This window comes from Vreelandella profundi (assembly GCF_019722725.1).
Classification (GTDB): Bacteria; Pseudomonadota; Gammaproteobacteria; order Pseudomonadales; family Halomonadaceae; genus Vreelandella; species Vreelandella profundi.
Window position 1 is genome coordinate 774,026 of sequence record NZ_CP077941.1, and the last position, 14,154, is coordinate 788,179.

At 50.0% G+C, this 14,154-nt stretch carries 12 protein-coding genes; all 12 read left to right on the forward strand.

All coding sequences use genetic code 11. The features are described from left to right. The first annotated feature begins 17 nt into the window (after window positions 1–17). The 12 genes from speG to KUO20_RS03665 all read left to right on the forward strand — a co-directional run bounded on the left by speG (window position 18) and on the right by KUO20_RS03665 (window position 13,716). Window positions 18–569, forward strand: coding sequence for a spermidine N1-acetyltransferase (gene speG, locus KUO20_RS03610; RefSeq protein ID WP_235042410.1), 552 nt, complete (start codon window positions 18–20; stop codon window positions 567–569). Between the two features lie 780 nt (window positions 570–1,349). After that, window positions 1,350–2,162, forward strand: a complete 813-nt coding sequence (locus KUO20_RS03615; protein WP_235041546.1) for an alpha/beta fold hydrolase — start codon at window positions 1,350–1,352, stop codon at window positions 2,160–2,162. A gap of 34 nt (window positions 2,163–2,196) precedes the next feature. Continuing rightward, on the forward strand, window positions 2,197–2,958 hold the full coding sequence (locus KUO20_RS03620; protein ID WP_235041547.1) for a metallophosphoesterase: 762 nt from the start codon (window positions 2,197–2,199) through the stop codon (window positions 2,956–2,958). A 293-nt stretch (window positions 2,959–3,251) separates the two neighbouring features. Then, window positions 3,252–4,235 (forward strand): Bug family tripartite tricarboxylate transporter substrate binding protein, encoded by a 984-nt coding sequence (locus tag KUO20_RS03625; protein WP_235041548.1) that lies wholly within the window; start codon window positions 3,252–3,254, stop codon window positions 4,233–4,235. Window positions 4,236–4,303: 68 nt separating this feature from the next. Next, entirely contained in the window at window positions 4,304–4,774 is a 471-nt protein-coding gene (locus KUO20_RS03630; protein ID WP_235041549.1) for a tripartite tricarboxylate transporter TctB family protein, read from the forward strand. Beyond that, entirely contained in the window at window positions 4,774–6,285 is a 1,512-nt protein-coding gene (locus KUO20_RS03635) for a tripartite tricarboxylate transporter permease (protein ID WP_235041550.1), read from the forward strand. Before KUO20_RS03630 ends, KUO20_RS03635 begins: the two co-directional genes overlap by 1 nt. A 362-nt stretch (window positions 6,286–6,647) precedes the next feature. Continuing rightward, window positions 6,648–7,562 (forward strand): 5-dehydro-4-deoxyglucarate dehydratase, encoded by a 915-nt coding sequence (kdgD, locus tag KUO20_RS03640; RefSeq protein WP_235041551.1) that lies wholly within the window; start codon window positions 6,648–6,650, stop codon window positions 7,560–7,562. A 48-nt stretch (window positions 7,563–7,610) separates the two neighbouring features. After that, window positions 7,611–8,678, forward strand: coding sequence for a type 2 periplasmic-binding domain-containing protein (locus KUO20_RS03645; RefSeq protein WP_235041552.1), 1,068 nt, complete (start codon window positions 7,611–7,613; stop codon window positions 8,676–8,678). Window positions 8,679–8,764: 86 nt separating this feature from the next. Continuing rightward, window positions 8,765–9,208: a tripartite tricarboxylate transporter gene (locus KUO20_RS03650; protein ID WP_235041553.1), complete on the forward strand. Its 444-nt coding sequence runs from the start codon at window positions 8,765–8,767 to the stop codon at window positions 9,206–9,208. Window positions 9,209–9,225: 17 nt separating this feature from the next. After that, window positions 9,226–10,752 (forward strand): tripartite tricarboxylate transporter permease, encoded by a 1,527-nt coding sequence (locus tag KUO20_RS03655; protein WP_235041554.1) that lies wholly within the window; start codon window positions 9,226–9,228, stop codon window positions 10,750–10,752. Window positions 10,753–10,770: 18 nt separating this feature from the next. Continuing rightward, window positions 10,771–12,339 (forward strand): galactarate dehydratase, encoded by a 1,569-nt coding sequence (gene garD / locus KUO20_RS03660; protein ID WP_235041555.1) that lies wholly within the window; start codon window positions 10,771–10,773, stop codon window positions 12,337–12,339. Between the two features lie 51 nt (window positions 12,340–12,390). Then, on the forward strand, window positions 12,391–13,716 hold the full coding sequence (locus KUO20_RS03665; protein WP_235041556.1) for a glucarate dehydratase family protein: 1,326 nt from the start codon (window positions 12,391–12,393) through the stop codon (window positions 13,714–13,716). The last annotated feature ends 438 nt before the right edge of the window (window positions 13,717–14,154 follow it).

The following is a 14,154-nucleotide window of genomic DNA, read 5'->3' on the forward strand; positions in this document are numbered from 1 at the left end:
GATAAGGATGGGAAATGATGGGCCACACGCTTTCTTTACGCGCACTGGAGCGCAACGACCTGCGTTTTGTTCATGAGTTAAATAATAACCAGAGTATTATGTCGTACTGGTTTGAAGAGCCTTACGAGTCATTTGACGAGCTAGAGGAGCTTTATAACAAGCATATTCATGACAACGCTGAACGGCGATTTGTGGCAGAGGATAGCAATAGTGACGCGATTGGTTTGGTAGAGCTGATCGAGATTGACTACATCCACCGCAGCGGTGAGTTTCAAATTATCATTGCACCAGATCATCAGGGTAAAGGCTTTGCCCGGTCATTAATTCAACAGGCGCTGCACTACTCTTTCACCATTTTAAACCTGCATAAGGTGTACCTCATCGTTGCGGTGGAAAACGTCAAAGCGATCCATCTTTACGAAGAAAGCGGTTTTATTGAGGAAGGCCAGCTGGTTCAGGAGTTCTTTATTAACGGCAAATATCGCGATGTAAAGCGCATGTATATTCTGCAAGATACCTACCTTGCTCAGCTTGGCAGTGCCGACGCCCCAGAAACAAACTGGCTATAAAAAAGCGCCTCGTTAATAAGAGGCGCTGTGTGTCTGAAGCAGGCCGAAAACGGCTGCGTTAGCGCAGGAAATCCTTAATAGCATTAAGGGCGGCAAGTTGCTGCCTAGCTCGCTGTGCCCATACTTCCATAACATCGTCGTTTAATGTTTGAGCTTGGGCGTTTGAATGTTGCATGGCGTTCACTCTTTTTTTAAGGGGGGGGGCATAAGTCATAGATGCATGACAGAAATGCGTGAAATATTTGGCTATATAGCCTGTATTGTGCGTAGCAGCATTTTTGCTATTGGGCACGATAGTAGGGGCTTTTAGAGGCCTGGGATAGTCTAAAAGGCGTAGGTGATCGGCTATTTTGTGTAAGCATTGGCTTACAACGAGTGCTTCAGCGCTATTATGCTATTGAATGGAAAAGGTTTTCATAAAACCAAAAAAAGCCGGAAATTATTCCGGCTTTGTGGCTTATCTTTTGGTCTTAGGGGGGTAAAGCCGCTGAATTAGCCTAAATAGGCTGTCAGCGCTTCGGCGGCGGCACGATGCCACTGGGCGTTTAAGTTCCAGAATGCTAGAACTTCACTATCGCGCGCAGGGTGTGGCGTTAGCAATGTCATTATGTGGCCCTCCTGATGGGACAGCCTCTCTAGTATAGTCGTTTTTTGCTGCATCGCAGCATTAGTCTCAAGAAGCATTCCTGGCAATCCAACCGGCACCCACTGGCAAGCATTGGAGCCACCGCGCTGGCGTGCTATGTTCATCGTCAACTAATAACAATCACGTAGCTGCTAATGACGAACTCAGCCTTATCCTCTTTTGAGCAGCATGATCAGTGGATCGATGCGCCCGATGGCCGCCTGTTTGCGCGCATCTGGCAGCCAAGCAATACGCAAATGCCTGAAAGTCCCATCGTCCTGCTGCATGACTCCTTAGGCTGCGTTGCGCTATGGCGCAGTTTTCCTGCGGCGCTATGCATCGCCACCCAGCGCCGCGTGATCGCTTATGATCGTGTTGGTTTTGGCCTATCTGCCGCGCGTAACGATATTCTGCCGTTAAGTTTTATCGATGATGAGCCCAATCAAGGGTTTGCAGCGCTTCGCAATGCTTTAGACGTAGAGCGCTTTATCGCCATGGGGCACAGTGTGGGTGGCTGTATGGCCGTTCAGTGTGCGGGTGCTTACGCCGATGATTGCGATGGTTTAGTCACTATTTCTGCGCAGGCCTTTAATGAACAGCGCACGCGAAGCGGTATCGTAGAAGCCCAGGTCGCATTTCAGGCACCAGAGCAGCTTGCTAAGCTGGCAAAATATCACGGCGATAAAGCCCGCTGGGTGCTCAATGCCTGGGTAGATACATGGCTGAATCCAGCGTTTGAAGCCTGGTCACTAGTGCCCGCGCTTGAGCGCGTCATGTGCCCTAGTCTGGTCATTCATGGCGCAAACGATGAGTATGGTTCTCGTCGGCAACCGGAAAGCATTGTGCGACACCTTAAAGGCCCCGCGCACTGCGAAATACTGGCGAATACCCATCATGTGCCTCACCGTGAATGTGAAGCCGATGTGGTGAGATTGGTAAGCCAATTTGTTGAGCAAATTTCGCGCTAAATTAAGCCCTGAGCGACGAGCCAAAGGAGAGTCAATGCGCCTGCGTGTTTTGTCTGATTTACATCTGGAGTACTTTGATGGATACCGAGCATTGCCTGAGATTGAGGCTGATGTGGTTATCCTGGCGGGCGATATACACCGCCAGTGTGAAGGGCTTGCCTGGGCTCGACGTCGTTTTCCAAACATGCCCATTATCTACGTGCCCGGTAATCACGAGTTCTATAATACCTGCCTGCCATTGCTGCGTGAGGAATTGGCATTGGAAGCCGAGCGGCTTGAGATTGAACTGCTGGATAATCGTAGCGTTACGTTGAACGGCGTGCGCTTTTACGGCACCACGCTATGGACCGATTTTGCGCTTTACGCCGATGACCCGACAAAAAATAAGGTTGATAGCGTGTCTAAAGCGCTACGCTACATGCCTGATTTTCGCATCGTCCAAGCTGCGCCAGACCGCATTTATACGCCTGAAGAAAGCTGCCAGCTGCATAGTGAAGCGCGCCATTGGCTTGAAGGGGAGCTTGCCCAGCCGTTTGACGGCCCCCGGGTGGTGATCAGCCATCATGCGCCGCTTCACGACTGCATTCCCGGTCAATATATAGGCGATGATCTTTCCCCCGCCTTTGCCTCTCACCTTCCTCATTTAATGGGCAGGATGGATGTTTGGATTCATGGGCATGTTCATGAGCCGGTCGATATGTTGCGTAACGGTACTCGTGTTCTTGCCAATCCCGGTGGTTATCCCGATGAGTTCATCCCAGCGCTGTTTAGGGCGGATTGGGTCGTTCATATCTAACCACAATGGTCATTGTCGGTTTTGGTCTACTACTTTGGTTTAGATTTAGACAGTTCTGCTTGCACCATGCTCTCGTGATACTTATCTTCATGGTTGTATGATGTATTACATTAAAATTCACGTCGTTCTCGCCTGTCTTGCGTTTATCAAAGATGCTGGAAAAGCAGTTTTCATAATCCCTTTTGCGTTTGTTTGTTTGCTTGCTAATTGAGGGCTTTCATTCTCAAGAGGGGGTTACTTAAAAACGCATACCGAGCCATTTTTTACGAGTATGTGCACAAGGAGTAGACACTATGTATAAAAACAAGAGGTCCCTGTTGACGTTGGCTGGTGCTGTCGCTTTATCCTCGATGTCTGGAACTGTGCTCGCTGATTATCCTGAACGTGATATTCGCGTGATTGTGCCTTGGGGGGCCGGCGGCGGTACCGATGGTATCGTCCGTAAGCTGACCAGCATTGCCGAGGATAGCTTCGATGTTTCTATGTACGTGGAGAATATTGAAGGCGGCGTTAGCGCTACTGGAACCGGGCAGTTAATGAACGCTCGTGCAGATGGTTACACCATTGGTGCCTTGACCTACGATAGCCTCGTGACGGTGCCCTGGCAGGCCATGCTGCCGAGTTATGATGTTGATAAATTGAAATTGATTGCTCGAGTAACGAGTGAACCCGATGCCATCGTGGTTGATGCGGATTCCGACTATGAGTCGATCCACGACCTGATCGAGGCAGCCAAAGAAAATCCAGGCGAGATACGCGTCGCCATCCAAAACCTGGGCGGACGCATCCACTTAGCTATCTTGCAGCTGCAGGATTTAACCGGCGCTGAGTTCAGAATTGTTTCTTACCCAGGCGGGGCAGCCCCGCAGAAAGAAGCCATTTTGTCCGACGAGGTTGATGTTGCGCTGACCAGCCTGGGCGATTTTTCAAATCTTATTGAAGACGGCACCGTGCGTGGGTTGGTCGAATTCACTGATGTGGAGAATCCTACCTATCCTGATGTTCCAACGTCGGCTGAAGAAGGCATAGACCTGCAAATTGGTAGCTTCATTGTTTTTGCCGCGCCAGCAGACACCTCCGAAGAAGCCCTTGTGGCCCTGGAAAATGCTTACAAAACGGCATTCGACAGCGATGAATTTCAGGAGTGGGTGGCTAATGTGGGCGTGACACCCAACTGGTTGGGTATCGATGAAGTAACGCCGTGGGCTGAAGAAACAGCCGAATCATTATTTGGCGAAATGGATGCGCTGGTTGAAGCGGGCGTCATGTCCAAGTAATTAGTATTGAGCATCGTGTGGCATCGATTTCGATGCCACTATCCATTCACTCAAAGGGTTCTGCGTCAATGAACAACGTCGAGCGATTCAAAAAATCGGCAGTGCTGTTCCCCGTCTTTTTGCTGATATTGACCACGGTCTATTTAGCAGAGGCATTGAGCATTCGCTCGCAGTTTGGTGGTGACACCATCGTAGGGCCACGCTTTATGCCGATCCTTATGGCCATCGTCATGTACATCGCACTGGTGGCTGTGTTGGTGGGCGAGTGGCGCAAAGATGTGGAAGTGTCTGCGAATAACTCTTTTCTCAGGCCGTTAATGATTGTGGTGGCGACGGCAGTTTATATCGCCGTTTTTCGTCCTTTAGGTTATATACCCGCTACGCTGGGATTTGTGGTGGCACTGTTTGTGATTTTTGACTTTGAGCGGAAGCGTCCCGCTGTATTCGCGCTTTATGTCATTGCCGTGACGACTGTCTTTTACGGCCTGTTTGCCGGTATTTTTGGCGTACGTCTGCCGCCAATGCTAGGGGGATTCTGATGGATACTTTTGTCAGTTTTCTGGGCGGTTTTGGCGCGCTTATGAGTTGGGAAGTTCTTGGCTTCATGATTGCCGGTTTTTTGATTGGCACATTTTTTGGTGCGATGCCTGGTCTTACCTCAGTATTGGCCATCGCGCTGCTATTACCTATTACGTATACGATTGATGTTGTCCCAGCACTGGTTATGTGTGCCTCAATATTTATGGCGGGGATGTATTCAGGGAGCATAACGGCCACAACCATTAATATCCCCGGCGCGCCGTCCTCAATGATGACGGCCGTAGAAGGCAATGCTCTAATGTTGAAGGGGCAGGGTGCCAATGCGCTAGGCCATGCGGCATTGGGCTCAATGATCGGCGGGGCGGTTGGTGCGCTATTGCTGATGGCGTTTATGCCGATTGCAGGCGAGTTAGCGTTACTGATTCGCACGCCCGGGAAGTTTTCGCTTGTTCTCTTTGCGCTGGTGGTCATTATCATTGTCGATAAAGGCGCTATCGCTAAAGGGATTGTGGCGACTACGCTGGGCATTATGTTAGCTACCGTGGGTATTGACGTGCTTCAGCCAATCCCGCGCTTCAACTTTGGCACTGAGCTGTTGGTCGAAGGCATCGGTTTGATGCCCGTGGTTATTGGTGCGTTTGCGGTGAGCGAACTGCTCGTTCAGGCTCAAAACTGGAACCTTTCTCTTGACGATACGCTTCATCGTGCCAAAGCGCTTAAAATTCGCCGTCGCGATTTTATTCCGCCCTGGTCTGAGGTCCGTGAAATTGGCTTTTTTACCTATTTGAAGAGTGCTTTCATAGGTTATGCCATTGGTATTCTGCCCGGCGCCGGTGGATCAATGGCGGCGTTTGTTGCCTATGCTGATGCCAAGCGTGGCTCTAAGAAGCCTGAAGAGTATGGGCATGGTAGCCGCGAAGGGATCGCATCGGCTGAATCAGCGAACAACTCCATGTGTGGAGGAGCCTTCGTGCCCATGCTGATGTTTGGTATTCCGGGGGATCCGACAACGGCTATCGTGCTTGGTGTTCTGGTGATCAATGGCTTACAGCCTGGTCCTCGCCTTATCGAACAGCAGGCTGACCTGATTGCACCTATGTTTGCTTCTTTGTTTGTGAGTGCGTTGATTCTTATCCCGCTGACGCTATTCCTATTTGGGCCGTATTTTATTCGTATTGTCTCGATTTCTCGTGGTCTGCTCTACAGCTCTATTGCAGTAGTGGCGCTTGTCGGCAGTTACGTAGCCACATTCTCCATTTTCCAGATGTTCCTGGCACTAATCTTCGGCGTTTTAGCTTTCTTTTTGCGCAAGCACAACTACTCCGTGGTGGCCATGCTGCTGGGCTTCATATTAGGTCCGGATTTAGAGCAGTATTTGCGGCGATCTTTGTCATTTAATGACGGTAACCCGATCATCTTCCTGACGAGTCCCGATAGCCTAGCGTTTCTGGTATTGACCGTCTTGTTCGCTTATCTGATTCTTCGCAAGAAGCCGAGGCTTAATGCTTGAATTTGGCCATTAAGTAATAAGAACAACTTCCTTTACTCGTCCCGCATCTTAGCGCTAACGCTAAGATGCGGGCGTTTACATTGGGCATTAGAAATGACAAGGGTGTCGTCACTAATTAAGCGTTTGGCCTGATCTGTTGCTGGTGATGGGTATCCATGCCAATGATTTTGGTAGACGAATGATAAAAAACGTGATGACTGCTTGCGACTACTACTTTGGTTTAAATTTCGATAGTTCTGCTTGCGTCCGGCTCTCGTGATACTTATCTTCATGGTTGTATGATGTATTACATTAGGCGTTAGGCAGCTCGATGGTGCTTGCTCACCCAGGGGTCAACGCATTTATAAAAAAGAGGGTACAACGTGAAATTTTCAAAAGAAGCAGTGACGAATGCCATCGGTGACGGCCTACTATCATTCCCCATTACCGATTTTGATAGCCAGGGTCGCTTTGATGAAGCGAGCTACCGTAAGCGGCTTGAATGGTTTATCAGCCATGAAATCTCGGCCGTTTTCGTAGCCGGCGGCACGGGCGAGTTTTTTAGCCTTTCGCTTGATGAGTATCGTGAGATTGTTCGCGTTGCGGTTGAGGTCATTGACGGCCGCCTGCCGGTTATTGCTAGCGCTGGGTTGAGCGTTGAAGCAGGCGTTGCGTTTGCAAAGGCGGCAGAAGAAGCGGGCGCTGATGGCATTCTCTTAATGCCTCCGTACCTTACCGAGTGCCCGCAGGACGGCTTGGTCGAATATGCACGCCAGGTGTGTGATTCTACTGAGTTAAACGTGATTTATTACAATCGCGGCAACGGTATTATGACGGCTCCTTCTGTTCAGCGGCTCGCCGATCTTTGCCCCAATCTGATTGGCTTGAAAGATGGCAAAGGCGACATTCAGTCGTTAAACAAAATTATCAAAACGGTTGGCGATCGCCTGTCCTACATCGGCGGTGTTCCTACGGCTGAAATCTTTGCTGAAGCCTATCTCTCTATTGGCGTGAATACTTACTCCTCTGCGGTGTTCAACTTCGTGCCTGATATGGCCGTTACCTTCTATAAGGAATTGCGTAAAGGAAATAAAGACGTTGTTAAACAAATCACCAACGACTTCTTCATTCCGTTTGTAGACTTACGTGATCAAAAAGCAGGCTATGCCGTCAGCTTGGTTAAAGCCGGCGCTGCCCTAATAGGTCGCCCAGCAGGCGATGTACGAGCACCGTTGGTTATGCCTTCTTCTGCTGAATGTAAAGAGCTAGAGAAACTCATTGATCGTGTTAAGAAGTGATAACCACTAAGTGACAATAAATCAATAATGCACGCAAGAGGTTAACTGATGATGATATCTAAGAAGGTGGTTGCAACCGTTGGCTCAGCTACAGTGCTAGCAGCACTGGCCATCCATTCTGGGGTTGTCATGGCTCAAGAGGGCCAGCTCCGCGGTAACATTAGGGTGGTGATTGGCTCTACGTCTACCGGGGGCGATACCTATCAAAATGCCAGCATTGTCGTTGACCGATTAGCTGAGCGCCTTGATCTCAACATGAAGGTAGATGCGGTTGGGGCAAGCTCCGCTTTTCGTACCCTGGATAGGGACTCTCGCGGCAATACGTTGATGATCTTTCATGACCAGTCATACCTTGGGCATCTCTATGGTGTCCAGGGATATGACGATGTTTTCGAGAAGTACATCATTGGCCCCACGATCTCGATTAATCCGGGTAATGCCTATCTAGTGCCTAAGGACTCTCCTTATGAAACGCTTGATGACATTATCGCGGCGGTAGGCAGTGGCGAGACGGTTCGCGTTGCGATTCAGCCTGGTGGTGTTTCTGAGATCGGCTTTAGTGCCTTGAAAAACGCGATTGCTATCGAGCATCCGGGGCAAGAAGATAACTTGGTTGCCGTCAATACCGGCTCTCAGTCCGATAAAAATCAGCAGCTTTTCGATGGCCAAGCCGATGTGATCAATGGCAGCGTTCAGGCCAATGAGCAGTACACACGCTTGCCTGAAGATGATCAGAAAGCCATGCGGTTTATCTGGCTAACGGCTCGTCAGAGCACGATTGAGCAAGCCAATGAAGAGGGATTAGGTCAAACCACTCGAGAGCAGTTGCTTGAGTATGTTGAGCCTAACGTCCATGTGACGATGGGGGGCGACGCGGCTGAAGACGAGAGCTTTACCTTCGATAAAGAGTTCTTCTTTCTTTACAACAAAGATATGGACGCAGGCATCGTAAGCCAGATTGACGAAGCGCTTGCTGAAATCTATGCGGAAGGAGAAATTCAAGAAGTCCTACAGAACTCTTTCTTTATCCCCGACTTTAAGCCTTCAGAAGAAGCGACTGAGTACTTGCACGATAAAATGTCTCGTTACGAAGAAATCATTAATAACATTAATTAAACGCGGTGAAGCTAGCGGCTTAAAGCCGCTAGCTTTTTGTATGCCGAGAATGATAAGCATGCGGCCCATCAATGTCTGGAGCTAGTATGGAGTCAGGTCTAACCAGTTTATTAAACGTTTCGATAGATTTCGAGACCTCCCACTTATTCTTTCCGAGAATTATCCACTGGATGATGGGTGGCCTGTTTGCCCTGATTTTGTTAACCAAGGTAGCGCCTTTTTTAGTGGCTGTGAAACGAGGCGAGCGGACTCTACCGATCGTCGGTGAGCCGATGGATCGCTTGCGTTTTTTTGGCACTCTTATCCTTATAGCGGCGTATTTTTACCTGATGGCCGTCGTAGGCGATCTTTTCCCGTATACGGGCTATGGCTTTCTATTTGTCTCAATGGCTTTCGTGCTTCTTATGTCACTTCTGTATGTGCATGAGTGGACGAAAAGGTCAGTGACCATCATCGTCATTAATGCTGTTGTCGCCCCTAGTTTAGCCTGGTTCGTTCTCGCCAAGCTGTTCACCATCACGTTACCGTGACCTAAGCGAGTACCGCCATGGAATTTCTGTCACTGCTCGACCTTAATTTTTTTCTTCTCGTCGGATTTGGAACGCTAGTTGGTATCATCTTCGGCGCTATTCCCGGCATGACGGCGACGATGGCCGTCGCCGTTTGTTTACCGCTGACCTATGCGTTAGGGCTTAACTACGGTTTAGCGCTACTTCTGGGTCTCTATGTAGGCGGTATTTCTGGCGGCATGGTGCCTGCCGTGCTGCTCAATATCCCGGGCACGCCATCGTCTATTACCACCACGTTTGACGGCTACCCGATGGCCCGCAAAGGCGAGGGTGAAAAGGCGCTACGAATCTGTGTTGTTGCTTCTGTCGTTGGTGGCCTTATTAGTGCCGCCGTGCTGTTTCTTTTTGCTCCTGTGCTAGCAGATTTTTCGATTAAGTTCTCTTATGTAGAGAAGTTTCTCATTATTCTATTGGCTTTGAGCGTTATAGCCTCTCTTTCAAACAGCATGCTGGTGGGTATCTTCAGCGGTGTGATTGGCATCTGGCTTAGTTTGATTGGCGACTACAGTATTTCAGACGGCGGTAATGGCCATACCCGGTTGATGTTCGACTTTATGGAGCCTTACTTATTTGAAGGATTTTCACTGCTTCCGGTATTGATCGGTATTTTTGGTATATCCGCGATTTTGCTAGACGCTGAAAAAGGCGTTCGTAGCGATGTGAGTAACAACGAGCGTATGAAGGTTGGCAAACAGAGCCCCTTTTCTCTGTCGATCTTCAAAGGTAGCTTTGTGAATTTAACGCGCTCCTCTTTTATCGGCACGTTTATTGGCATATTGCCGGGTGTTGGCGGCAGTGCTGCATCGGTATTGGCCTATACCCAGGAGAAAAATCTGGCGCGCGACTCTTCTCAAATGGGTAAAGGCGCACCTCAAGGATTGATCGCCTCTGAGTCAGCTAACAATGCGTTAACCGGCGGTGCGCTTATTCCGCTGCTGTCGCTAGGTATTCCTGGTGACGCCACGACGGCGGTGCTTATTGGTGCTTTTACTCTCCAGGGTATTCAAGTAGGGCCGCTGTTTATCCCAGAAAATACCGAGACGTGGTACGTCATGATGACGGCACTAATATTTGCCAATATCGTCATGTTCTTCTTAATGTTCTATGCCATTAAATACATTGCCAAGGTGGTAATGGTACCCAAACATATTCTCTATCCCATCATTGTCATGATGTGCGTGGTCGGCGCTTATGCGATTAATTACGGCATTATGTTCGATGTATGGACGCTGCTTATCTTTGGCGTATTGGGCTATGTGATTCAGAAAATCGGTTTAGAAGTTGCTCCGCTTATCATCGGCTTTATCTTGGGAAGCCAGATAGAAGTCTACTTTGTTAAAAGCCTCGAATCTTTTGGCACTTACTCCATCTTCTTTACCAAAAGTCCGATTGCAATGGTGCTTTGGGGGTTAATCGCGGCCTCCGTCGTTTTCTCGATCATCATGGGATTTAAGTCTCGCGCCAGGCAAAAGATGGAATTGAGCCAAGCCGCCGACAACAAATAATCTACTTTGGAAAACACCATGACACAGACAATGACTAGCGCTCGCGTAATTAAAGTACATCCAAGTGACAATGTTGCCATTGTTATTGAGCACGGCGGTCTTGCCGAAGGTGCTCTGGTCGAAGAGGGGTGCATCACGACCATGCCGATTCCTCAGGGCCACAAGGTGGCTCTGGTGGACTTAGCTGAAGGCGATCAAGTCGTTCGCTATGGTGAAGTTATCGGTAATGCGGAAACCGCTATTTCTCGCGGTAGTCATGTTAATGAGACAAATATGCGCATGCCCGTAGCACCCGCTCTCGACGAGCTACCGCTGGCGACGCGTCAGGCGCCGGTCGCTGAGCCGCTCTGCGGCTATACCTTTGAAGGTTTTCGCAACCCGGATGGCAGCGTTGGTACCAAAAACGTACTCGGCATTAGCACCAGCGTTCAGTGTGTTGCTGGCACCGTCGACTACGTGGTGCAGCGTATCAGGCGCGAGCTGCTGCCACGCTTTCCCAACGTAGACGACGTCGTGGGGCTGAATCATAGCTATGGCTGTGGTGTGGCTATCAATGCACCGGCGGCCATCGTGCCAATTCGTACACTTAAAAACATCGCCTTGAACCCAAACTTTGGCAACGAGGTCATGATCATTGGCCTAGGCTGCGAGAAACTGCAGCCTTCCACGCTGCTCGATGATCGGCCCGTCAAAATTTATGAGAACACCGAGGCTGCTGACCCTGAAGCCAATGTGCTGAGCCTTCAAGATGAAAGCTTTCAGGGGTTTGGAGAGATGGTCGCGGGCATTTTAGACATGGCTGAGCGGCATCTAGAGCGGCTCAATCGTCGCCAGCGGGAAACGTGCCCGGCATCAGACTTAGTCGTTGGCATGCAGTGTGGTGGCAGCGATGCCTTCTCAGGTGTTACCGCAAATCCTGCGGTCGGCTTTGCGACTGATCTGATCGTGCGAGCCGGCGGTAGCGTTATGTTTTCGGAAGTGACCGAAGTGCGCGATGCCATCCATCTGCTGACTCCCCGTGCTATCAACGAAGACGTGGGCAGGGCGCTGATTGAGCAAATGGCCTGGTACGATGATTATCTGTCTCAAGGACAGGCGGATCGCAGCGCTAACCCATCGCCCGGCAACAAAAAGGGCGGCCTCAGTAATGTGGTTGAAAAAGCATTAGGCTCTGTCATCAAATCGGGTAATTCGCCCATTGTTGACGTGATCGGCCCGGGTGAACGCCTGCGCCGAAAAGGGCTGACCTTTGCGGCCACGCCCGCGAGCGACTTCATTTGTGGAACCCTGCAGCTAGCCGCTGGAATGAACTTACAGGTATTCACCACGGGGCGCGGTACGCCTTATGGATTAGCCATGGTGCCAGTGCTTAAAGTGGCTACAAATTCTCATTTGGGGCGTCGCTGGCATGACATTATCGACCTGGATGCAGGCTCCATTGCCACGGGTGATGCCAGTATCGAAGAGGTTGGCTGGGAGCTGTTTCATCTAATTCTTGATGTTGCCAGTGGTCGTAAGCAGGCCGCCGCCGATCGGCTAGGTATTCATAATGATCTGGTGTTGTTTAATCCCGCACCGGTGACTTAAGACATTTATGCAATCTCTGGTCGGTAACGTTAACTAATTAGGTATGTATTTATGTTTGCAAAAATTAAAACAATGCGGGTTGTCCCTGTTGCAGGCTACGACGGTTTTTTACTTAATTTGAGCGGCGGACATGCGCCCTATTTTATCCGCTGTGTGGTTATCCTCGAAGATACGGCGGGTAATAAAGGGGTTGGTGAAATTCCTTCCAGCGCCGGCATAATGAGCGGGCTAGCGCAGTGCCGTGCGTTAGTGGAAGGCTCACCTATCAATAATATTAAGCAAACACTTAATCAAGTACGTCTGTTGCTCGCTCAAAATGGACGTGAAGAGCGGGGCCGCCAGACCTTCGACTTACGCGTTGCGGTGCATGTTATTACCGGCATCGAATCTGCCCTGCTGGATCTCTATGGCCAGGCGCTGCAGCTACCCGTGGCAGATTTGCTTGGCCAGTATGGGCGCCAACGCGACCAAGTCGATGTGCTGGGCTATCTATTCTTGTTAGGCGACCCCGGCAAGACAGACTTACCCTATCTTCAGGCGCAGAACCCCCAAGACCGTTGGGACGAAATACGCTACCAAGAAGCGCTGACGCCAGACGCCGTTGTCAATTTAGCCAAAGCAGCCTATGAGCGCTATGGCTTTAAAGATTTCAAACTAAAGGGCGGGGTGTTAAGCGGTGAAGACGAAGCCGACTGCATCCGCGCGCTGCACGACGCCTTCCCTGATGCGCGTCTGACGCTTGACCCTAACGGCGCTTGGAAGCTTGATGACGCTGTGCGAATTCTAGAGCCGATCAAGCACTTGCTGAGCTATGCAGAAGACCCCTGTGGCCAGGAAGAAAGCTATTCAGGGCGCGAGACCATGGCAGAGTTTAAGAAGCGTACTGGCTTAGCAACAGCCACTAACATGATCGCGACTGATTTCAAGCAGCTCCAGTACGCCGTTCAATTGAATGCGGTGGACATCCCCTTGGCCGATTGTCACTTCTGGACGATGCAAGGCGCTGTGAAAGTTGGCGAGCTGTGCCACGAGTGGGGAATGACGTGGGGATCGCATAGTAACAATCACTTTGATATTTCATTAGCGATGATGACGCACGTTGCCGCGGCTTGCCCTGGCGATATTACGGCGATTGATACTCACTGGATTTGGCAAGATGGCCAGCGTATCACTAAACATCCTTTCCTCATCCGTGATGGAAAGCTAGACGTTCCGACCACGCCGGGTCTTGGTGTTGAGCTTGACGAAGATAAGCTAATGGAAGCGCATCGCCTATATAAAACGCTGGATGTAACTCAGCGAAACGACGCAATGGCCATGCAGTATCTTGTGCCAGGATGGGAGTTTGATCCTAAGCGACCGGCTCTGGTTCGCTAAAAATAGTTCTAAAGATAAACTTAGGGGCCTGAGATATGGCCCCGCGGTAGATACTTGCCCAGCGAATCACCACCCAGTGTGCAATCATGCCATGGCCGTATACCCAATAGCGGGTAATCCCCTCATATTTTAGAGCTGTTGGTTGCGCTCTGTTGGTTTTAGGTTTTTAACGTCACAGCATATTTGTCAGACTGATACTTTGGTTTAAATTTCGTTAGTTCTGCTTGCGCCATGGTCGGATGGTACTTATCTTCTATGTTGTATGATGTATTACGTAGGGTCGGCTGGTCGGGCAACGGTTGTTGTCTGCTCTTTCAGTGGCCAATTCGTCCCTAACAACAAAGCCACTCAGGCGGGTGTTTGAAAAGTCGAAGCGCCGATAGGTGTGACCGCAAAGCACCAACCACTGCTGCATAAGACCGCTAATAACATTATTAA